The organism is Brevibacillus massiliensis (genome assembly GCF_000311785.1).
GTDB classification, from domain to species: Bacteria; Bacillota; Bacilli; order Brevibacillales; family Brevibacillaceae; genus Brevibacillus_C; species Brevibacillus_C massiliensis.
The window spans coordinates 509919-529864 of record NZ_HE978535.1 but is presented as its reverse complement, the minus strand read 5'-3'; the positions used below and the strand labels follow the sequence as shown (position 1 = coordinate 529864).

Annotated in this window: 19 protein-coding genes, 1 pseudogene and 1 riboswitch; of the genes and pseudogenes, 5 read left to right on the top strand and 15 right to left on the bottom strand. The window is 54.7% G+C overall.

Going from position 1 to position 19946, the window contains the following annotated elements; translation table 11 throughout:
- Positions 1-312: 312 nt before the first annotated feature.
- A complete protein-coding gene (locus tag HGBM_RS29270) occupies positions 313-1110 on the bottom strand; it encodes a C40 family peptidase (RefSeq protein WP_019119548.1) in 798 nt (265 codons plus the stop codon).
- Positions 1111-1282: 172 nt separating this feature from the next.
- Here HGBM_RS29270 and HGBM_RS02620 point away from each other — a divergent pair, with 172 nt between their 5' ends.
- Both HGBM_RS02620 and HGBM_RS02615 read left to right on the top strand, forming a co-directional pair.
- Positions 1283-1963: a response regulator transcription factor gene (locus HGBM_RS02620; RefSeq protein WP_019119547.1), complete on the top strand. Its 681-nt coding sequence runs from the start codon at positions 1283-1285 to the stop codon at positions 1961-1963.
- A 36-nt stretch (positions 1964-1999) separates the two neighbouring features.
- Positions 2000-3370: a sensor histidine kinase gene (locus HGBM_RS02615; protein WP_035286209.1), complete on the top strand. Its 1371-nt coding sequence runs from the start codon at positions 2000-2002 to the stop codon at positions 3368-3370.
- A gap of 12 nt (positions 3371-3382) precedes the next feature.
- Here HGBM_RS02615 and HGBM_RS26360 read toward each other — a convergent pair whose 3' ends face one another.
- Together HGBM_RS26360 and HGBM_RS02605 are read right to left on the bottom strand one after the other, a co-directional pair.
- Positions 3383-4825, bottom strand: coding sequence for a potassium/proton antiporter (locus tag HGBM_RS26360; RefSeq protein WP_019119545.1), 1443 nt, complete (start codon positions 4823-4825; stop codon positions 3383-3385).
- A gap of 151 nt (positions 4826-4976) precedes the next feature.
- The gene (locus tag HGBM_RS02605) at positions 4977-6215 is read right to left on the bottom strand and encodes a D-alanyl-D-alanine carboxypeptidase family protein (RefSeq protein ID WP_019119544.1); all 1239 of its coding nucleotides are present in this window, start codon (positions 6213-6215) and stop codon (positions 4977-4979) included.
- A 108-nt stretch (positions 6216-6323) separates the two neighbouring features.
- Here HGBM_RS02605 and HGBM_RS02600 point away from each other — a divergent pair, with 108 nt between their 5' ends.
- Positions 6324-7706, top strand: coding sequence for a class II fumarate hydratase (locus HGBM_RS02600; protein ID WP_019119543.1), 1383 nt, complete (start codon positions 6324-6326; stop codon positions 7704-7706).
- A 46-nt stretch (positions 7707-7752) separates the two neighbouring features.
- Here the strand turns inward: HGBM_RS02600 and HGBM_RS02595 are convergent, their stop codons facing one another.
- The 9 genes from HGBM_RS02595 to HGBM_RS02555 all read right to left on the bottom strand — a co-directional run bounded on the left by HGBM_RS02595 (position 7753) and on the right by HGBM_RS02555 (position 13095).
- Entirely contained in the window at positions 7753-8571 is an 819-nt protein-coding gene (locus tag HGBM_RS02595; RefSeq protein ID WP_019119542.1) for a GTP pyrophosphokinase, read from the bottom strand.
- A 112-nt stretch (positions 8572-8683) separates the two neighbouring features.
- The gene (locus tag HGBM_RS26355; protein WP_019119541.1) at positions 8684-9274 is read right to left on the bottom strand and encodes a histidine phosphatase family protein; all 591 of its coding nucleotides are present in this window, start codon (positions 9272-9274) and stop codon (positions 8684-8686) included.
- A complete protein-coding gene (gene cobS / locus HGBM_RS02585) occupies positions 9268-10032 on the bottom strand; it encodes an adenosylcobinamide-GDP ribazoletransferase (protein ID WP_019119540.1) in 765 nt (254 codons plus the stop codon). Before cobS ends, HGBM_RS26355 begins: the two co-directional genes overlap by 7 nt.
- 9 nt (positions 10033-10041) lie before the next feature.
- Positions 10042-10593, bottom strand: a complete 552-nt coding sequence (cobU, locus tag HGBM_RS02580) for a bifunctional adenosylcobinamide kinase/adenosylcobinamide-phosphate guanylyltransferase (protein WP_019119539.1) — start codon at positions 10591-10593, stop codon at positions 10042-10044.
- Positions 10594-11712: a threonine-phosphate decarboxylase CobD gene (gene cobD / locus HGBM_RS02575; RefSeq protein ID WP_245552851.1), complete on the bottom strand. Its 1119-nt coding sequence runs from the start codon at positions 11710-11712 to the stop codon at positions 10594-10596.
- A gap of 102 nt (positions 11713-11814) precedes the next feature.
- Positions 11815-12096, bottom strand: coding sequence for a hypothetical protein (locus tag HGBM_RS02570; protein WP_019119537.1), 282 nt, complete (start codon positions 12094-12096; stop codon positions 11815-11817).
- 35 nt (positions 12097-12131) lie between these two features.
- Positions 12132-12218: a YjcZ family sporulation protein gene (locus HGBM_RS32375; RefSeq protein WP_147512788.1), complete on the bottom strand. Its 87-nt coding sequence runs from the start codon at positions 12216-12218 to the stop codon at positions 12132-12134.
- 142 nt (positions 12219-12360) lie between these two features.
- Positions 12361-12555, bottom strand: a complete 195-nt coding sequence (locus tag HGBM_RS02560; protein WP_019119536.1) for an alpha/beta-type small acid-soluble spore protein — start codon at positions 12553-12555, stop codon at positions 12361-12363.
- A 198-nt stretch (positions 12556-12753) separates the two neighbouring features.
- A complete protein-coding gene (locus HGBM_RS02555; RefSeq protein ID WP_019119535.1) occupies positions 12754-13095 on the bottom strand; it encodes a DUF952 domain-containing protein in 342 nt (113 codons plus the stop codon).
- 240 nt (positions 13096-13335) lie between these two features.
- Between HGBM_RS02555 and HGBM_RS02550 the strand changes: the two genes are divergently transcribed.
- Positions 13336-14211: a 5'-3' exonuclease gene (locus tag HGBM_RS02550; RefSeq protein WP_019119534.1), complete on the top strand. Its 876-nt coding sequence runs from the start codon at positions 13336-13338 to the stop codon at positions 14209-14211.
- A 20-nt stretch (positions 14212-14231) separates the two neighbouring features.
- Here the strand turns inward: HGBM_RS02550 and HGBM_RS02545 are convergent, their stop codons facing one another.
- Both HGBM_RS02545 and HGBM_RS02540 read right to left on the bottom strand, forming a co-directional pair.
- Positions 14232-15935 (bottom strand): vWA domain-containing protein, encoded by a 1704-nt coding sequence (locus HGBM_RS02545; RefSeq protein ID WP_019119533.1) that lies wholly within the window; start codon positions 15933-15935, stop codon positions 14232-14234.
- Between the two features lie 23 nt (positions 15936-15958).
- Complete coding sequence (locus HGBM_RS02540; protein WP_019119532.1) at positions 15959-17263, bottom strand: AAA family ATPase; 1305 nt, start codon at positions 17261-17263, stop codon at positions 15959-15961.
- Between the two features lie 111 nt (positions 17264-17374).
- Between HGBM_RS02540 and HGBM_RS26350 the strand changes: the two are divergent.
- Positions 17375-18061 (top strand): annotated as a pseudogene (locus HGBM_RS26350) (hypothetical protein); the annotation flags it as partial.
- Positions 18062-18131: 70 nt separating this feature from the next.
- On the opposite strand, the gene HGBM_RS02530 reads toward HGBM_RS26350, so the two are convergent.
- Positions 18132-19595: an amino acid permease gene (locus HGBM_RS02530; RefSeq protein WP_019119530.1), complete on the bottom strand. Its 1464-nt coding sequence runs from the start codon at positions 19593-19595 to the stop codon at positions 18132-18134.
- Between the two features lie 115 nt (positions 19596-19710).
- Positions 19711-19900: riboswitch (Lysine riboswitch) on the bottom strand.
- Between the last annotated feature and the right edge of the window lie 46 nt (positions 19901-19946).

Here is a 19946-nt window from a genome sequence, read left to right as displayed (position 1 = left end):
CAACTGCATCATCTTGAAACATAACCTGTCCTCTTTTCTTCCCTTCTCCAAAGCCTCAGAAACACTGGGTGTGGGGAACCCTTCCACGGCTGTTTTTCGGTTTGGAGTTGTTTCCACCTTCTTGCTTTTGACATTAAGGAATGGCGATTCATCTATCCAATAGTTTATACCTAATACACCCAAAATGCAATTATTCCCTGCTGCCAACCTGGACCAATCTTTGCACATTTGCGGTTGCAGCCTGGAGGAGACGCCATGAGAACAGCCAATCCCCAGTTGCCCGGGAATTGGCTGTACGCTTTTTTTGCCTATTTACTTGATGATGCGAACGGCACCGACATAGTGTTGATCCCACCAGCCGCTTGCCATGCTGCTGAATGTAACGCCTGGCTTGCCGTACGTGTGCAGGATTTTGTTGTTTCCTGCGTAAATCCCGACGTGTCCAATCCGATTGATCGAACCTGCCGGATATTTCATGGTTGCCTTCGTGGAGAAGAAGACGAGGTCCCCTACCTGCAGGTCTTTACGGGCGATCGGAGTCCCTTGTTTGTACTGGGATCTCGCTCCGCCTTTCCCCAGGTCAATGCCGGCTCCCTCTTTGTAGGCTACCATCGTAAAACCGGAGCAGTCCATGGTCGATTTGTCGCGGCGGCCTCCGCCAAGCTTGTACGGCGTCCCGAGGTACTTTTTGCCGGCCGCAACGATTTGTTCGCCGAGGGTGTTTTGCGGCGCCTTGACAGCACTTCGTGTGGAGTTGGTGGACGGCGCGGATGAATCTTGACCTGCCTGAGGAGCTGCAGCAGGCGTTTGCGGGTTATCGGTTTCGACCGAATTGGATGTATTGTCTACATTCGATATGTCAGAATCTTGCACATCTTCGTCAGGCCGTGTAACGATTTGCCAGTAAGATGAATTCGCATCAATGATGTCGTCGTCTTTCTCTTCTTGACGATCCTGTTGCCCCTGTTTTTGAATCTGGTATTTGTAGTGATGGGAGCCTTCGTGATGATAAGAGCCGTTTGATTCGGCGAAAGCTTGTCCCGTCATCAGGCAGGAAGCCCCCACCAAGACAGCCATCAGAGTACCTGTTTTCCAGTTCCTTTTTTTCATATTCTCATCTCCCTTGAATGGTATGTTTGTGTTCACGCATTTCATGTTACCGGAGGAAAATGAGATTGGCTTAATAGCCAAATTAAAGTTTGCTGAGAATGCCATGCAATATTTTCCGATAATCGGCCATACTACCTCTGAAAACATGGAGACGAAATCGAGGCGGTTACCTATGTCTGAAGCATCAAAAGGCTCCATTCTGCTGGTTGAAGACGAAGCCAATCTGGCCAGATATCTCGAGCTGGAATTGACCCATGAGGGGTATGAAGTAGAGGTTTCCCACGATGGCCTGAGCGCCATTCAAAAGGCATTGGACAACGACTACGATCTGATTTTGCTCGATATCATGCTGCCTCAACTGTCGGGACTCGAGGTGTGCAGGCGCATACGCGAAAGCAAAAGCGTGCCGATCATCCTGTTGACTGCGCGCAGCGAGATTCCGGACAAGGTCGCCGGTTTGGACAGCGGAGCCAATGACTACGTAACGAAACCATTTGCAATTGAAGAATTGTTCGCGCGAATCCGGGCCCATATTCGCCGGCAGGAACAAAAAGAGCTGGAAGAAATCGTCATCGGCAATCTCGTTATCTCTCCCCAGGCGAGGAGGGTCTTTCGCGATGAGGAGATCATACTGACTCCGAGGGAGTTTGACCTGCTGTTGTACCTGGCGATGAATCAGGGACAAGCCCTGTCCCGCGATCAGATCCTGCGGGCCGTTTGGGGGTTTGACTTTACAGGGGATACGAATGTGGTAGATGTCTACATTCGCTATTTGCGAGGGAAAATCGAGCGGGACAACGCGCCGAAGCTCATCCATACGATCAGAGGGGTCGGATACTCCCTCCGCGAGTAACCTGAAAGCCGCAGTGAAGAAAGGGCGTTTTGGTTGATGGCCATCAGATTATTTCCTACTCACCGATCACTCGCTTGGAGATTGACCTTTTTTCTCTCCTGTGGAATGTTTGTCTTTTTGCTCAGCTTCTCCATCTTTGTTTACATCAACACGACACAGCTGTTTAATCAGCACGAACAGCGGCTGTTGGAGCAAAAGGGTCAATCGATCCGCAGCGACCTGACCGCCGCGATGATTGAAAATCCGGTGTTTGGGCTCGCCGACCTGACACAGACACTGTCGCTCTATTCGGATGTCAATCAGTCCATCCTCCTGCTATCACCAGAAGGGAAAGTCCTGGCTGCCTTTCCTGGTGTCAGCTGGAAAGAGAGCCAAAAAAAAACTTACTGGAATGTGCTTGTCACCAGCCAAACCATCAACCTGCCCGGGTACAGCGGTCCCCTGCAGATCACGATTCTGCAAAGCTTGGAGCCCTTTTTGCCGTTTTTTCACTACCTGCTCATCACCCTGTCACTGGCTTCCATCGGCATTCTCGCTTTTTCGGTTTTTGGCAGCTACGGGTTGACGCAGCTTGGCCTCCGTCCGCTCACCCGCTTTATCTCACAAATCCATACGATGAACAAATACCAGTTGATCCACCCGATCGCGGTGACCTCAAAAATGGTGGAGATCGATGAGCTGATTGTCGCCTTCAATACGCTGCTCAAGCGAGTAGAGGAAGCCATGACCAAACAAAAACAGTTTATCGATGACGCATCCCACGAGTTCCGTACGCCGCTGACGATCATCGAAGGGTACTTGCGCCTGCTCATGCGATGGGGCAAGGAACGGGAAGATGTGCGGGAAGAAGCCCTGGCGGCGATGAGCCATGAATGCACCCGCCTGTTTCGCTTGATCGACGACCTGCTCCGTCTGGCCAAATTGCAAAACAGCTCCGTGCAGGCTTATCACATAGAGCTGCAGTCGCTTGTTCCCATTCTGGAGGAGACGAAGCTGGCCTGGTCCCCTGTGTATACCAAACAGGTAGCGCTGTTTTTTGAGTGGGAAGAGCCGCTTACTGCCCCGGTCGACAAGGAAAAAATCCGCCAGCTGCTGGATATCCTGTTGGACAATGCCCGCAAGTATACAAGAGAAGGCGAAGTGCGGGTAACCGCCCATCGCCATGCGGGGTGGATCCATCTGCATGTCATCGACACCGGGATTGGCATACCCGAGGAGAAGATTCCCCATCTGTTCGAACGATTTTTTCGCGTGGAAACCTCCCGCAACCGGGAACAGGGCGGAAGCGGTCTTGGCCTGGCGATCGCCAATTCAATCGTCGAAGCACACGGGGGCACGATATCCATCTCCTCTCCCCCTGCCGGCGGGGCAGATGTGCACGTAAAGCTTCCCGCTGTGCAGCCGTAAACAATTTCTCTCCTAGCCTTCGAGAATGATTTGTTTGGCCGTTTCCCGCTGAGCCTTTGTGACCAGCACGTAGAGGATGTCTCCCGCCTGCAGAGACGTCGTTCCTCTGGGTGTCACGATTTTATTGCCGCGGATGATCGCGGTGATCAGCGTCTCCTCCGGGAGCTCAAGCTCGCGCAGCTCCTTTCCGACAACAGCTGACCCTTCTTCGATCGTAATTTCGACGATCTCGCTGTTGGTCCTGCCGATCGATACCAGCTCCAGGCTGTGCGGCGCGGGCGGCTTTTTTTCCCCGGTAAACCCCAGTTTTTGCGCCAGCGGAGAGATGGTCGCACCCTGGAACAGAGCCGAGGTAAAGACGACGAAGAAAACGACATTAAAGATCACCTGGCTGTGCTCCACCCCCGCTATCAGCGGGAAGGTAGCGAGAACGATCGGTACAGCTCCCCGCAATCCAGCCCACGAGATGAACACTTTCTCCCGAAACGAGTATCTCATGAACATCATCGACAAAAACACCCCGATCGGTCTGGCCACGAACATCAGCAGAAGCGCAAGGGCCATTCCCTGCCAGGCAATGCTGACCAGCTGGTTGGGGAACACCAACAACCCGAGCAGGATAAACATCAGGATATGCATCATCCAGCCAAAACCTTCGTTGAAGCGAATGATGGAAGTCCGGTAGGTCAGATCGGAGTTGCCGACAAAAATGGCCATCACGTAAACGGCCAGCAGTCCGCTGGCGTGAACGAAGGAAACCGTGCTGTACGTCAGCACAGCCAAGGCCAAGGACAGCACCGGGTAGAGTCCCGACGAATCCAGGTTGATCTTGTTGATCATCCAGACGGCTACCTTGCCCCAGAGCAGCCCCAAAACAAGGCCGATGCCCATTTCCCAGAAGAAGCTCAACACCAAAGAAAGGAAATTCACTTCGTGAGACTGGATGAGAGAGATAAACGATACCGTGAGAAAAATCGCCATCGGGTCGTTGGAGCCGGACTCTGCTTCCAGCGTCGCCTTCAGCTTGGTGCGGATATTCTTGTTCCCGAGGACGGCGAAAATCGCAGCGGCATCCGTTGAACCGACGATCGCCCCGAACAACAGTCCTTCGAGCCATTCCAGCTCCAGGATGTAGGTCGCGAAAAAACCGATGATCAGCGTCGTGACGATGACCCCGACCGTCGCGAGCGAAGCGGATGGGACCAGCACTTTTCGCACGTGGCACCACTTGGTTGTCAGGCCCCCTTCAAACAGAATCACGATCAAGGCCAAAATTCCAAACAGTTGGGCCAGGTAGGCGTTATCGAAGTAGATGTAGTGATTGAGGGCCATGCCAACAGCGATGAAAAAAACAAGAGACGGAAGGCCTAAACGGGAGGAAAATTTCGTGGTAATGACAGCGATCACCAGCAGGACGGCAAAAAGTAAAATCACGTTCGTTATCGTGTATTCCAATTAGGTCACCTCGCATTGGTGAAGGACATGGAAAAGGAAATCGACAGGTGCTTGTACAAGTCCACTGCATGAAACCTTTTATATTTTAGCACAGGAAAGGAGTAAAATGGAAGAAACAAACAGGTTCCCGCGTGCAGGAACCTGTCGTGTTTCAAGAGTTGGCACGCCTGTGCATCTGATGAAGCTGCGCCTTCATCGACAGCCGCTCTCTTTGTCTGCGTTTGACCCGCAGATAGGTATAGGCGACGAGCAGCAGATTTAGCAAGAGCCAGGTGGAGAAAAGGAGGTAATGGGGCAGCAGGGACACTTTTCCCTGTTTTGCGGGTTGTGGTGCCGCCTGCACGACGGGCTGCTGCTTTTGCTTCAGAGGCAGGGTTGCGGTAAAGCCCGAATCTCCCCGGACGATCAAATCTCCGTTGACTGCCGCCTCTGTCTCCAGTTTTTCCCCTTTTGGCGCCGTCACGAACAGCGGTTCATCCGTATAGAAGATCTGCGGCTGCTGATCCGGCAGGACCGACTTCATCGTGTACGACTCCCCGGCATCTGCCACCTTTTTCGTCTCGTAATGGGCAAAGCCGTAGTCGAGCATGCTCATCGTGTCATGATACGTCGCCTGCTTCGAGCTTGCCTTCAACGTGACAGCGATCAGCTCGGTATCTCCCCTCTTGGCCGAGATGACCAGCGTGTGCATCGCTTCGTCCGTAAACCCGTTTTTTATCCCCGTCGCCCCTTCGTAATCCCAGAGCAGCCGGTTGTGGTTGACAATCGTCGTCTTCCATTCCTTGCCGTCCCACGGCAGGGTCTTCGTCGCGACGATCTCCCGGAAAGTGAGGTTTTTCATCGCGTAGCGGGCGATCTTGGCCATATCCGACGCGGTCGTGTAATGGTTGGGATCGTGCAGCCCGTGAGGATTGGTAAAATGAGTTTTGGTCACTCCGACCTTCTCTTTCAAAAACTCGTTCAACTTCTCGGCAAAGGCTTCGTTGCTCCCCGCCAGGTGTTCCGCGATGGCTGTGGCTGAATCGTTGCCCGAGTTCATCAGCAGTCCGTATTCCAGCTTTCGCAGCGTCACCTGCTCGCCTTCTGCGAGGTAGACACGTGTGCCCTCTTCGCTGCGGGCCCGTTTCGATACCGTGACGATATCGTCAGGATTGCCGTTTTCAATCGCGTAAATCCCGGTGGCGATCTTCGTGATGCTGGCGGGATACATCGGAACGTCGGGATCCTTTTCAAACAGAACGGTCCCGGTGGTGCCGTCTATCAAAATAGCTGATTGTCCGTCGATCTTCTCCGGGGTCAATTGGTCGTCGCCTTGCGCGTGTACGGCCCCGCCCGGCACAAAAGCAAACAGGTTTGCAAACAGAAATAGACTGAGTAAGAGTAGTCGCATTGGTCTGTAATCCTTTCTTGTGAGTCAAAAAACACTTTACCAATATTACATAGCCAAGGACAAGTTACAAAGAATAGGAAAAACCCTATTCGAGAGGTGGTTGTATTCATGGAATACAGAGTGAGCAGGGACACGCTTGGCGAGGTCCGGGTTCCAGCGAATGTCTACTACGACGCGCAAACCCAGCGCGCGGTGGAAAATTTTCCGATAAGCGGACTTCGTTTGCCGCGGGAATTCATCAAGGCACAGGGAATTATCAAGGCTGCGGCAGCACAGGCCAACATGGCAGTAGGAGCGCTGCCTGAAGAACTTGGCAAGTTCATCGTGCAGGCAGCAGAAGAGGTGATCGATGGGAAGTGGGACGATGAGTTTGTCGTCGACGCGTTCCAGGCCGGAGCCGGCACTTCCCAAAACATGAACGCGAACGAGGTCATCGCCAATCGAGCGGGTGAACTGCTGGGAGCGACAAGCCGCGGGGACTTTTCCCGCATTCACCCCAATGACCACGTCAACATGGCTCAATCCACCAACGATACGATCCACGTTGCGATCAACATCAGTGCGCTCGCCAGTATTGAGGAACAGCTACTGCCCACGCTGGATCAGCTTGTCCATTCACTTGCTGCCAAGGCGGAGCAGTTTTTTCCGATCATCAAATCCGGACGGACCCACTTGCAAGACGCGGTGCCGATCCGTTTGGGGCAAGAGTTTGGCGGCTACGCTGCCACCCTGTCGAAATGCCGCGACGATCTCGCACACGCTTGCAAAGGCTTGCTCGCCATCGGAATTGGCGGCAACGCGGTCGGGACGGGCATTAATGCCCACCCTGACTACGCCGGGTACGCCGTGCAGGAAATTGCCAAACGGACGGGTCGGCCATTTCACCAGCCGAACAATCGTTTCGCCTTTATGCAAAATACGTCTGCCGCGATAACGGTAAGCAACAGCTTGAAGGGGCTGGCCATTCACTTGATCAAAATCTCCAGCGATATCCGCCTGCTCGGGTCGGGTCCCCGCACCGGCCTCGCCGAGCTGCAGCTTCCTGCCGTACAGCCCGGCTCGTCCATCATGCCGGGAAAAGTCAACCCGGTAATACCCGAGATGATGTACATGGTCTGCAGTCAAGTGATCGGAAACGATGCGACGATTACAACGGCAGGCATGGGTTCTCAGTTGGAGATCAACGTCATGATGCCTGTCATCGCTTACAATCTGCTGCAATCGATCCGTATCATGGCCAATGCAATCGAAGTCTTCCGCACCAGGTGCATCGACGGGCTGACCGCCAACGAGGACCGGTGCAGGTATTACGTTGAACATAGTTTAGCCTTGGCTACTTCTTTGAATCCGGCCATTGGCTATGAAAAAGCGGCGGCGATCTCCAAAACCGCCTACTCCGAGGGAAAAACGATCAGGGAAGTGGCCGCCCGGGACACTGCCATCCCCCTCGAACAGCTCGACCGGCTGTTAAACCCGGAAAAATTGGTATAGCAAGCCAAAAGCCTTTTCTGTGGACAGAAGAGGCTTTTTTCAGCTGTTATCGGTTGCCAAACCGCTTTCCGATCAATTCGTAAATCATTTGGAATTTGGGATTGTCGCGGAATGCCTCTTCGTAGCCGCTGAGGTGATCGCGGTACATCTTCTCGGCTGATTCCACATCCTGCTTGACAAACAAGGAGAAAATCTCCTCCAGTTTTTCTTCCATCGACGTATCGATCGGCGCCGGCGCCAGGATTTCCTGCCGCAGGCTGTTCATCAGCTCATCCAGTTGGTGGGTGATGGTGGACGCTTCATTTAGCTGCCTCAGTACGTGTTCCGGCATATTTCCGGCGTACTTATACCGCAGCTCGTGTTCATTGGTCGCCCAAAAATTCATGCCAAGCGTGCGAATCTGAATTTCACAAAACAGCGTCTTCTTGTCGCTGCCGTGATACACCGTGTAGGAAACGATCATATGGATACTGCGGTATCCGGATTCTTTCGGGTTGGAAATATAATCCTTCACATCGTGTATGACGAGATCTTCCCGTTCATGCAGCAGCGCCAGTACCTCACGGACGTCGTCAATGTAGCGGCAGACGATTCGCAGTCCGGCGATGTCCGTTATCTCCTGGGCAAGCTCCTGGGCCCAGGTGTCGCGGTGAAAATCGATTCCTTTTTCACGCGCCTTCTTCAAAAGGCTGTCCATTTTCTTTACCCGTCCGACGACGAATTCAATCGGCGAATATCGCCCGCTTTTTAAAAAACCGTATTTGATCCCTTTCAGTTTCAGCTTTAATTCTTCTACGGCTTGCTCGTACGGGGCCAGAAAATGTACCAGACTATTGAGTACTTTTTTCGGGACTTGTGCATTCATCTGTGCTAACCTCCGTCTGCCCGGAACAGGCAGCAGCTTTCAACAAAAAAATTCAACACATGGAAGGTCATTTCCTGCCGCTGGTTACTCTTTCTAGATTTTGCTGAAATGTTCACCAGGAATACCGCCAGCCGCCAGAGGTTTGTTGCGCCGTACACCGGAGGAGTTCGCCATGCGGAATGGATAACGCGAACAGTTGACTGCGATCCCGCTTCAGGTATAAAGCATAAAACAGCCGAATGACCCCTCCGTGGCTGACGATCAGTACGGTGCCTTCCCGGTGCCTGGCGAGCAGGCGCCGCATAAAAGCATCCAGCCTTTGTTGCAGCTGGGCCAGCGACTCGCCGCCGTTCGGCGGGTTGGTCCAAGGATCGTCGTAAAACCTCGTCAGCAAATCAGGATCCTGCCGGACAATCTCGTCGTATGTTAATCCTTCCCATTGGCCAAACGACAATTCGCGCAGGAGCGGCGTTTTGCTTACAAAAAGCCGGGGATGACAGGCGGCGATGATCGCGGCTGTCTCTTCCGTCCGCCGCAAGTCACTGGTGTACACGGCACTGAGGCGGCACTTTGCAAGCCGGCCGGCAAGCCTTGCAGCCTGCTCTCTGCCCCCTTCGCAAAGCGGAACGTCCAGGTGGCCAATGTAGCGCTTCTGCAAATTTTCCGCCGTGGCCCCGTGCCGGGCCCAGATCAGCGTCACCATCCGACGCTCCCCCCGAGATGCAGATAAGCGGCCCCGATCGCAAGCAGCACAGCTTCGCTTCCCTCTACCAATGCACCGTACGCATCCCCGGAAAGCCCGCCCAGCTTGGCCGTGATCATCCGGTTGAACAGGCAGGCAAAGAGCAGCCAACAAAGCAAAAATACAAGCCCTGCCCAAAATCCCGTCAGCAGCCATGCAGCCAAGACGGCAAGGGAAAGGGAAGCCGCATAGCGTTTCAAAGTCAGTCCCGCTTTGAGGGAACGGGCCATGCCGGCCGATTGTTCGTGCAAGTACGGCCAGTGACGGATCGAAAGCAGCAAACCGGTCCGAGACAAGAGCGGGATGGCAGCAAGGAGGAGATACCCGCTCGCATCCGCAGCCAAGCCATCGAGGGCCGCTCCTTTCACCAACAGTGTTGCAATCGCTGCGATCACGCCCATTGCCCCGACACGGCTGTCTTTCATGATCTCGATCATTCGCTCGCGGGAGCGTGCGGAGCCGATCCCGTCAGCCACGTCCATCAATCCGTCGAGATGAAGCCCGCCCGTGATCCAAATCCAACCGCCCAGCGTAATCACGCTGGCCAAAAAGGAGGGAAAAGCCAAGTGGCTGACCCATGAGAACAAACAGATCGCCAGACCGATGATCAGGCCGACCAGCGGATAGTAGGCGGTGCTGCGCGGCCAGGCCTCCGGTTGCGGACGAAATCGCACCGGCAGCCTGGTCAAAAACGTCAAAGCCTGCAGAAAGGCATTCATTTGCACAATCTACTCCTTATTTCCCTTCAGCAGCAGCGGTAGACCTGCCGCCACAAAATAGACTTCTTCAGCCAGGGCTGCCGCCTGTTGGTTCGCGTCTCCAACGGCATCCTGAAAGGCCCTGCCCAGGGGTGTCGCCGCGACTCCGCCGAGGCCGGCTTCGTCGCTGACAATCACCCAGGTGTGCCCAGACGACTCGCATTGCTTCAAGAACTTCTCTACCCGTTGGCGGATCTCGCCGGCAGCTTGCCGGCTCCCCCACTTCTCTTCTGGATAGGTGAACAGCAGGTTGGCCACCCATCCGGACAACGTCTCCAACAACACGGTATGCACATCGATCCAGCTCGTCGCAATGTCGGACAAAGCAAGCGGCTCTTCGCGCGTCTGCCAGCTTGCCGGACGGCGCACCTGATGGTTTTTGATCCGCTCGGCCATCTCCTCGTCCCACGCTTGCCCGGTGGCGACATACAAGACCGAGTCACCGCCGGACCTTGCAGCCAGCTGTTCGGCAAACGCGCTTTTGCCGGAGCGGATTCCGCCCGTGACAAACAAGATGCTCATTTACCTCTCTCCTTCAAGCGCCTGGGTCAATGCGTCCAACAGACGCCTGTTCTCCGCATCCCCTTTGACGGCCACCCGCACGTAGCCGTCCTCCAACCCGGGATACATACTGCAATTTCGGATCAACAGGCCATGTGCCGCCAGCCGCTGCTGCAGTTCATATGACGATACCCCGCTCACGCAAAGCAGCAGGTAATTCGTCCGGCTCGGAAAGACCCGTACGCCATGTATTCGCGCCAGGCCAGCAGCCAATCTCTCACGCTGCGCGGCTGCGAACTGCTGTGACCTTGCGATAAAATCCTTGGCCTCAAGCAGGTATTCTCCGGCGACCTGTGCCAGATGGTTGACGCTCCAGGGAATCTGCTTCTCGGCCATGCGGGTGATCACCGATTCGGCAGCCGCCGCGTAGCCCAACCTAAGCCCCGGAACCGCATACATTTTCGTCAAAGAGCGAAATACTAGCAGATACGGAAAATCATTTAACCGAGAGAGCAGCGAGAGCTCCTCTCCATCAGGCAAAAAATCGATAAACGCTTCATCAACGCATAAATATGTCTTGTGCTCAGAGCAAGCCCGGGCGGCTTCCAACAGCGCGGCAAGCGGCAGGTGGTTGCCTGTCGGGTTGTTGGGATGTCCCAGAAATACCATGTCTGATCTGCCGATCAAGGCGAGCAGCTGATCCAATTCCGGCAAAAAATCTTGTTCTGCACTCGTATACAGCGGAAGTATCTCGCAGCCGGCTTTTCTCGCTGCGCTTTCGTATTCGGAAAAAGACGGATATACCAATCCAACGCGCTTCGGAGAAAGTGCCGTGACCGCAAGCTGGAGGCATTCTGCCGCCCCGTTGCCGATGAGGAGCTGTTCCGCCGCTACCCCCAGATGTCCGCTCAGCTTGCGGCGATATGTCCGGCAGGTGGGGTCGGGATAGCGGGTGATGTCCGGCAGGGCTTGTACCAGCCTTGCAAAAAGTCCGTCCGGCGGCCCCAAGGGATTGATATTGGCACTAAAATCAAGCAATTCTAGTGGATTTACCCCAAATATTTCCCCGGCAGACCACAAATCGCCGCCGTGTCCGTGTCTCTCTACCTGTGCCATCGATAATCCCCATTCCTGTTTCATGTTTTCTCGTCATTACCTAGGGTAGCACAAGCATCTGCCGCTGGGAAGGGATTTCCAGACGATGTTTGCTGTCAAAAAAAGGCACCGGAAAAGTGCCAATCTTCAGTCTCCCTGTTTTTTGTTCGAGTCTTCTGCCATCATTCCCATGACAGCATTCATGTTCTCCAGCACTTCAGAGATCCGTCTGGCTTTGCTTGCCCATTGACTGAAATCCAAAGAAGTGAATAAGCGCCGACGCCGGTTTGCCATCTGCCATTCTGAAAACAATTGACGTATGGAAGCGGGATTTTTACGAACCGTTTCGCGTTTGTCAGGGTGTTGTTTCAGCCATGCAGAAAATTCTGGATGGTCGCGCAGCAATTTTTTTGTCTCTCTTTTGACCATTTGGCTTCAACTCCCGTCTGTCACGGATACGTCAGTTAGCAATCGAATGTCGTACTAACGATAACGAGCAGGATGAACAAGACTAATACGATCAAAAAATCGTCAAATCCACACCGGGACATCTACTCCACCTCCTCCAAAGCGCAAGTGTGAACACTGTATCCTATGACTAGTCCGGAAAAACGGTTCTTCGATCTGCCCGTTTTCCGAGAAAAAGGCAAAAAGGACCCCCGCAGGGATCCTTCATCCAGCTATTCAGTTTGGTTAACGGGAGAGTTGTTGTTCGGCGAAGCTTACCAGACGCTTGGTGATTTCTCCTCCAACAGAACCGTTCTGACGGGAGGTCGTATCTGCGCCAAGCTGTACGCCAAATTCAGCAGCGATTTCGTACTTCAGTTGATCCAGGGCTGCGTTTGCTTGCGGAACCAACAGGTTGTTGCTGCTACCGTTGTTAGCCATTTGTTTTGCCTCCTTAAGCAGAATTTTTTCTCCCGGGACGGATTTGCACCGTCAGCCGCCAGGCTTCCTCCCAAGGGACCGAGAGACGATGGAAACCATCTCGCCAGCCGCAACAGGGCGTCCGGTGTTACTATCATCCCTCGGTCCAAGCGTTCAAATACCTGCATCAGTGAAGCAAAATCTGTTAAGCGAGCCGTTTTACACCCCGTCACCCAGCCTCCATCCATCGCTCGCCTTGTCCATCCTGCGAATCTGGATGATGGCGTCCTGATTTAAGGCGCCGTAGATGTGCGGGTAAAGCAGCCCGTCCTTTGCCCGTTCGTATTTGATCTCTGCCGCAACTCTGGATTCGTCGATCACCAGCACCAACAGTTCGCCTGTAAAATCGCGGTAGACGCGATTGGCCACTTTGACGAGCAGATCATCCCCTTTTGTGGCGTGAATGAACCCCTCCTCGTCGTAATCGCGCGGTATGTATTCCGTTTTGCCGGCATAATTCTGCCAGTATGCCGCTGGTACGAGACAGTATATCGTTTCCATACGTCCTCCTGCCTGATTCGTTTGTTTTCTGTGAAAAACGTCTCGACGTTTTTCATAAAACATGGATGTGACCGCTTGCGGTCAACACTTTTGTCCCCCGATGAGAGGGGAAAACGGTCATGACCGTTTTGTTTGTATTGTATCGCCAAGCAGCAGAACCCACCAGACGCTCTTCCCTCTTTTCGCTTCGGACATGCTATAATAGACGGGTTACATGGTTCTTCGGAAAGGGGTTTGACTGTGAACAGCCATACCATTTTGCTTATCGACGGCATGAGCTTCCTGTTTCGTGCCTTCTACGCCTCATCATGGGGCGGCAGTGTCCGGCAGACGACGTCAGGTGTCTACACCAATGCCGTCTACGGCTTTACCAAGATGATGCTCGATTACGTTCAGCTCACCCGGCCTACCCATGTTGCCGTAGGCTGGGACGTTGCATCCAGGGAGACGCTGGTCCGCAGCCAGTGGTATGACGGGTACAAAACGAATCGGGCTCTCCCTCCCGAGGAGCTCGTCCCGCAATTTGACCTGGTAAAAGAAATGACGGACGCGTTTTCCGTGCCTAGTGTCGGCTGTCCCGGATTTGAGGGGGATGATATCCTGGGAACGCTCAGCACGCGTTTTGCCGCAGACGGGCATCAGGTCGTCATCGCTACCGGGGATTACGACAGCCTGCAGTTAGTCGGCCCGCAGGTGAGTGTCAAGATATTGAAAAACGGCGGAAAACACGAACACTATACGCCGGACAGTCTGTTCGAGCTTCGCGGCATCACCCCGAAGCAGGTGATCGACTTGAAAGCGCTGCAGGGTGACGCATCGGATTGCATCCCGGGCTGTCCGGGAGTGGGCGAAAAAACCGCGCTCAAGCTGATTCGCGAATACGGCAGCGTAGACGAGTTGTACGCCAATCTGGACAAGGTCTCGGGAAAACTGCGCGAACGCCTGGAAGAACATCGCGAACAGGTCTATTTGAGCCGCAGGCTGGCCACGATTTTATGCGACGTTCCGGTAGAACTGACGCTCGAAGAAGCGGCCTGGAATTACCAGCGGGAGCGTGTGGCGGAAAAATTCGCCGAGCTGGAATTCGGACCTGCCCTGCTCAAACGGGTCGTCTGACGGCTGCGACCGCGGGAGGCTCAGCCGAAAACATCAAGCAGCAGCCCCGTCTGTTCTTCTCCTGCACTCTCCCAACTGGCAGCAAAGCGAATCCGGTGGGAGACGCCGTAAATATCGTACCGGGAGACGAGATGCTGGCGGGCCGAGCCGATCAACAGCGTATGCAGCTTGAGCTGTTTGCGTCCTCCGGCATCGGCCAGCATCGCCTGTACATAGGGGGAGATCGCTCCGATGCCGTCTGTTACCATGACCAGATCCGCACCGTGAAACGCGGGATTCTGCTCGACAATCTGAATCCCGCGTTTCATCGGCGCATCAAAGTGCGTCCCGCCGCCAAAAGCCATCCGGGCCAAGGCGTAGAACGCTTCCCAATCAGGCCGGCGGTGGTACAGCGGCTGCTCCACCAGCTCCCCTTTGGCCCCGAACAGCAAGAGGTAAAAGTCGCGGCGCTCCATGAGGCAGAGTGCCGCAAACGTCATGACGAACACCTGGGCGAGCCGAAGCTTGCCGCCTCGCATCGAGTGGGACGTGTCCAGCATGCAAATGACCGGCCCTCTCGGCGGCTCTTCGATCCAACCGCAGGCGTCATAGGTAAACAGTTTTTGTTCCACCCATTTTAAGGAAAAGTACGTCTCCAGGTCCGGATCAGCCAGGAGTACGGCTTCACTTGGCAGCATGTGCGATACGTCATTGGACTGACGCAGGTCAACGTATTCTTCGGGAATGTTCCGGGAGCGAATCTCCCTGCGCTTGACGCGGAATTGCTGCACGCTGCGTCCCACGTCCTCAAGGAAGGCAATCAACTCCGGGTTTCGCTTCAACTTGTTAACCCACAGGAGGTACTGTTCATACGCTTGCCTGCGCAGCTTCCCCAACTCTGTTCCCCAGCGGCGGTTGGCGATTCGCTGGCTGGCGCGAAGCAGTTCGTCGACGAGCAGTGTCTCATCGTCCTGTTCCCCTAATGCCGCCTGCAGGGATTGGTTCAGCCATCCCCCCAGTTCGCTTTCAATGGCCGCAAGTGCTTCCCGCTCCTGGCGGGAGAGCCTCTCCTGCTGTTTTTCCCGCTGAGCCAGCTCTTCTTTCAGCTTTTTCAGTTTCTGCTGCAGTTTGCCTCGCTTGGTGAACTGCGTCTTCATCTCCTCTTGCGCCTCTTGGATCCGCTCGCGCAGCGCGCGAATTTCCGCTTCAACCAGCGGCTTCGTATCGCTTTTTTGTTCCCGCTCTTCGATGCTTCGCTTGCCGTACTGCAGCGTGTAGCCGACCAGCTGCAGCTTTTCCAGCTGCGCCTTGGACAAATGCTCGGTGATGCCAAACGATTCCTCGCCCTGCCCTCCTTTTTTGCCCTGCAGTCCGATCGTATTTTGGGCCCGCTCCGTCTCACGCTTGGCGGCTTCTTCGGCAAAGGATTCGCTCAGCCACATCAGCGCTTTCACCGCCGTTTTAAACGCGGCTGCCTCCTGGTTGACCGTCCGCGGATGAATGCTGTGATAAAAGTACTGTTTTAACAGATGGCGCACCATCCAGCGGTGAAACAGGGGCACTTCCTTGGTTTCATCTATTTCCGGATTCTCCAGGAAAAAACAGAGAAAAAAATCGGCAAGCAGGGCCCGGTCAAGCCAGGGAGCCCTTTGCTTGGCTTCTTCGATCCACTCGATCGCGACCCGGGACGAATGAAAATACGCGTCGAACACGTACTGGTCGACGCGATGGCAGCGTATGATCATCTTTTGCCTCCTGCATGTTCATGCTACAGCGTATAATCGTACTCGGCGCCGGGGATCTCCCGGTCGAACACGGTCCGGTAGAACCCCTGCAGCATCTGCAAAATCCGCTCTCCTTCTATTCGCAGATGGGCGTATTTAACCGTATACTTTTCCACCTGCAGCAGCAAAAAATTCTTCTTGCGGATTATTCCGGCCAAATCCCGCTCCTTGGCCTGCCAGTCGACGAGCTTGTCACGGAGCAAGCGGGCAGTCTCCTCTACCTCCTGACGGCTTTCCTCCAGGAGCAAGCGGTATTCCTCCAGAGCTTCCTTGCCGAGCCGGGAGCCGATCTCCTTTTTAAACTGGAAGGCGTGCAGATCCGCTTCCTTGTCCATCCACTTGTCTGCCACCTGCTTAAACCGGCGCAGCGGCAGCTCGTTTTGCACTTCGGCTTTCAACAGTTCCGTGAAACGGGCGTCGAATATCTGCTGCACCGCCTCCAAATCCTCCGGCACCTCCCACAGCATGTGCGGCGTATACACCGTATCCCAGGCGTTTACGACCTCGCGTCCGTTCAAGGCGGCAGACGTTTTCCATACGTGGCCGATCTTGCTCCATCTGCGGTCTGACAAGGTAAATTCCTTCTCTTCCAAATCCTGCTTGAGACGGTACAGAAAATAGACGATCGATTCCGGAATCGTCACCTGCTTTGCCGCTGCCTGTATATCCTTGACATCGTACAGCGAGAAGAGAACCGGCAGCGGTTCAGTCGGAAGCTGGAACATCGCCTCATAACTGGAAGCGGTCTGTAGATACCTGACTTCGTAGCGGACTAAAAAGCGGTCGTACAGCGCGGCAAGCTGTTCGTACTCGTCAGGCAGCTCGTTGGAGGCCGCGATCAAAAACAGCAGCGGCACCTCTTCCCGCTCCCGCCCGTTAAAGAAGACGCGTTCGTGCAGGATGGACAGCAGCGCGTTGAGGATCGCGCTGTTTGCCTTGAAAATTTCGTCCAGAAAAGCGAACTGGGCTGTCGGCAGGTAGCCGGCCGTCTTGCGTACGTACTGATCCTGCTTCAACTGCTGCAGCGAGACCGGACCAAAGATTTCATCCGGCGTGGTAAACCGGGTCAGCAGGTAATCAAACCAGTGCTCCGTCCCAAACAACTGAGCCAGCGACCGCGCCAATTGCGACTTGGCTGTGCCGGGGGGGCCGATCAGCAACGCGTTTTCGCCGCTCATCATGCTCAAAAACAGAAGTCGGATCAGCTCGCTTCGCTCCAGAAACCGCTTCTCCAAAAGCTCAAACGCCTGCTCCAGTTTTGCATGCAGCTTTGCTGTGTCTGTCTTCATCTATGTCGGCGCCGCGCCCGCATCTCGCCGGCACAGGGCGCCTCTCCTCCTATGTGCATGTATGCTTTCTATCATCCTTAATAGTGGCATAACTCAAGCAAGCCTGCCCTGCTGTCCGCCGGAATTCGCCGGGGGTTGGCCGTACTCGTTCCGCTCCTGTTCCTGTTGGATGTGCTGGCGATGTTCTGGTTTGACCTAAAAGGCGGCAACGCCACCGCGCTGGTCGGCGGAACAGCGCTGGTCATCCTGCTGTTGTCGGTCCTCTTGGCTTATAAGGGAAAGGGGCTTGAGCAGGCGACAGACTGCCTGATCAAAGGCTTTCAGTTCGGCTTTAAGGTGTTTGGTCCGGTGATCCCCATCGCCGCTTTCTTTTACATGGGAGACAGCGGCTTCACGCAGGTCTTCGGGGAAGTGCTGCCAGCAGGTTCGCAGGGCATCGTCAACGACCTGGGCATCGCCCTGGCGAACACGATCCCGCTGAACAAGGAAGTGGCTGCCGTGACCTTGACGACTGTGGGCGTTATTACCGGCCTTGACGGTTCCGGTTTTTCCGGGATTACCTTGGCGGGTTCGGTCGCCGGGTTATTTGCCCACGCGCTTGGCACCGGCATTGCCACCCTGACGGCGCTGGGCCAGATTGCCGCCATTTGGGTGGGCGGCGGAACGATCATCCCCTGGGCGTTGATCCCGGCTGCGGCGATCTGCAATGTCAGCCCGTTTGAGCTGGCTCGCCGCAACCTGCTGCCGGTCGTGATCGGGCTTGTCGCAACGACGATTGTCGCCATGTTCCTGATGTGAGCCGCCGCCCCGCAAAAAAACAGGCCGGGGCCCGGACATCCCGGAAGCGCACGGCCTGTTCCATTGTTTTCTATGCGGTATGATCATCTTGAAAACGGCATTGATCCAAAGGAATGACCTTGGTCTTTTTGACGAATTTGTACACCAGCCAGACGATCAAAAACATCGGCAGGCCGATATAGGAGACCAGCACCCCGTTCCAATCGATGCTTCCGCCCAGAAACGCCTGGTAATTTTGCCCCAGAATCACAATGAGACAAACGACAAAGGCGAAGATCGGGCCAACCGGAAACCACTTGGCCTTGAACGGCAAATCGGCCAGCTGATGCCCTTGTGCCAGGTATGCCCGGCGAAAGCGGTAGTGGCTGATAGCGATGCCCAGCCAGGCGATAAAGCCGGACATGCCTGAGGCATTCAGCAGCCAGATGTAGACGGCTCCATCGCCAAACAGCGAAGACAAATACGCGAGCGCTCCGACAACCGTGGTGGCGAGCAAAGCGTTCAGCGGCACGCCGCGTGAATTCAGCTTGGCCAAAAACTTGGGGGCGTGTCCCTCTTTTGCCAGCACCCACAGCATCCGCGTGGAGGCGTACATCCCGGAATTTCCGGCGGAGAGGACCGACGTAAGAATGACAGCGTTCATCACCGAGGCGGCAAAGGCCAGCCCCGCTTTTTGAAAGACGAGGGTAAACGGGCTCATCGCCACGCTGTCCACGTCTCCGCTGATCAAATGAGGGCTGTCGTACGGGATTAACAAGCCGATTACCAGAATCGCCACAATATAAAACAGCAGGATGCGCCAAAAGATCTGCCTGATCGCCTTTGGAATACTATTCCTGGGATTCTCACTCTCCCCGGCGGCAATCCCGACCAGTTCGGTTCCTTGAAAAGAGAAGCCGGCGATCATAAAAACCCCCAACATCGCCATAAATCCGCCGTGAAACGGTGCGTCGCCTATCGTGAAATTGCGGAAGCCGACCGCTTCTCCGCCCATGATGCCAAAAATCATCAGCAGCCCGACGACGAGGAAAATGACAATCGTCGCCACTTTAATAAAGGCAAACCAATACTCCGATTCCCCGTACCCTTTGACGGACAAGTAGTTCAGCGTAAAGATCAGGAGCAAAAACAGGCCGCTCCAGAGAATCGACGGGCTGTCGGGCAGCCAGTACTTCATAATCAGTGCGCCTGCGGAGATTTCCACGGCGATGGTGACGGCCCAGTTGTACCAGTAGTTCCAGCCCAGCGCAAATCCCAGCGACGGATCGACAAACTTGCTGGCATACGTGCTGAACGATCCGGATACAGGCATGTACGCCGCCATCTCCCCCAAACTGGTCATCAAAAAGTAGACCATCAGCCCGATCGCCATGTAGGCGACGATCGCGCCGCCGGGTCCCGCTTCACTGATCGTGGCGCCGCTGGCCAGAAACAGGCCTGTCCCGATCGACCCCCCAATGGCAATCATCGTCAGATGCCTTGCCTTTAACCCCCGCTGCAACTGCCCGGATGATGCAGGCGATTCTTGTCTCATGTGCACAACACCTCTTCTTTATTTTCTTCGAGATCTCTCACGAGGTGCAGGGGTTGAAAATAAAAAATACCGCCAAAAGTGATGGACGGCATTCTCATAACCACACCATACCTTCGCCTGAGATAGCTCTCCACGATTCCCGTATGACGGAACCGTGACAGTTCTGCCCCTTTCGAGTGCAGCCCCAGCCCGCCTGTCCAGAGAAAACAGGCAAACTTCGGCGAATTTTCCTTTTATTCGGGTTCATCGACGTTCTCGGCATCTTCCCCAAATGACTCTTAAAATTCGCGACCTCTACCTCACCGTTCGATGAGGGTTGCTTATTTAATTGATACATAACATGTTTAAGTG

Coding starts and splice junctions, on each gene's coding strand:
- HGBM_RS02605 (WP_019119544.1), bottom strand. CDS start 6,215: ATGCGACTACTCTTACTCAGTCTATTTCTGTTTGCAAACCTGTTTGCT.
- HGBM_RS02530 (WP_019119530.1), bottom strand. CDS start 19,595: ATGAGACAAGAATCGCCTGCATCATCCGGGCAGTTGCAGCGGGGGTTA.
- HGBM_RS32375 (WP_147512788.1), bottom strand. CDS start 12,218: ATGTCCCGGTGTGGATTTGACGATTTTTTGATCGTATTAGTCTTGTTC.
- HGBM_RS02555 (WP_019119535.1), bottom strand. CDS start 13,095: ATGGAAACGATATACTGTCTCGTACCAGCGGCATACTGGCAGAATTAT.
- cobU (WP_019119539.1), bottom strand. CDS start 10,593: ATGAGCATCTTGTTTGTCACGGGCGGAATCCGCTCCGGCAAAAGCGCG.
- HGBM_RS02600 (WP_019119543.1), top strand. CDS start 6,324: ATGGAATACAGAGTGAGCAGGGACACGCTTGGCGAGGTCCGGGTTCCA.
- HGBM_RS29270 (WP_019119548.1), bottom strand. CDS start 1,110: ATGAAAAAAAGGAACTGGAAAACAGGTACTCTGATGGCTGTCTTGGTG.
- HGBM_RS02615 (WP_035286209.1), top strand. CDS start 2,000: ATGGCCATCAGATTATTTCCTACTCACCGATCACTCGCTTGGAGATTG.
- HGBM_RS02570 (WP_019119537.1), bottom strand. CDS start 12,096: ATGGTCAAAAGAGAGACAAAAAAATTGCTGCGCGACCATCCAGAATTT.
- cobS (WP_019119540.1), bottom strand. CDS start 10,032: ATGAATGCCTTTCTGCAGGCTTTGACGTTTTTGACCAGGCTGCCGGTG.
- HGBM_RS02540 (WP_019119532.1), bottom strand. CDS start 17,263: ATGAAGACAGACACAGCAAAGCTGCATGCAAAACTGGAGCAGGCGTTT.
- HGBM_RS02620 (WP_019119547.1), top strand. CDS start 1,283: ATGTCTGAAGCATCAAAAGGCTCCATTCTGCTGGTTGAAGACGAAGCC.
- HGBM_RS26355 (WP_019119541.1), bottom strand. CDS start 9,274: ATGGTGACGCTGATCTGGGCCCGGCACGGGGCCACGGCGGAAAATTTG.
- HGBM_RS02595 (WP_019119542.1), bottom strand. CDS start 8,571: ATGAATGCACAAGTCCCGAAAAAAGTACTCAATAGTCTGGTACATTTT.
- cobD (WP_245552851.1), bottom strand. CDS start 11,712: ATGAAACAGGAATGGGGATTATCGATGGCACAGGTAGAGAGACACGGA.
- HGBM_RS02545 (WP_019119533.1), bottom strand. CDS start 15,935: ATGATCATACGCTGCCATCGCGTCGACCAGTACGTGTTCGACGCGTAT.
- HGBM_RS02560 (WP_019119536.1), bottom strand. CDS start 12,555: ATGGCTAACAACGGTAGCAGCAACAACCTGTTGGTTCCGCAAGCAAAC.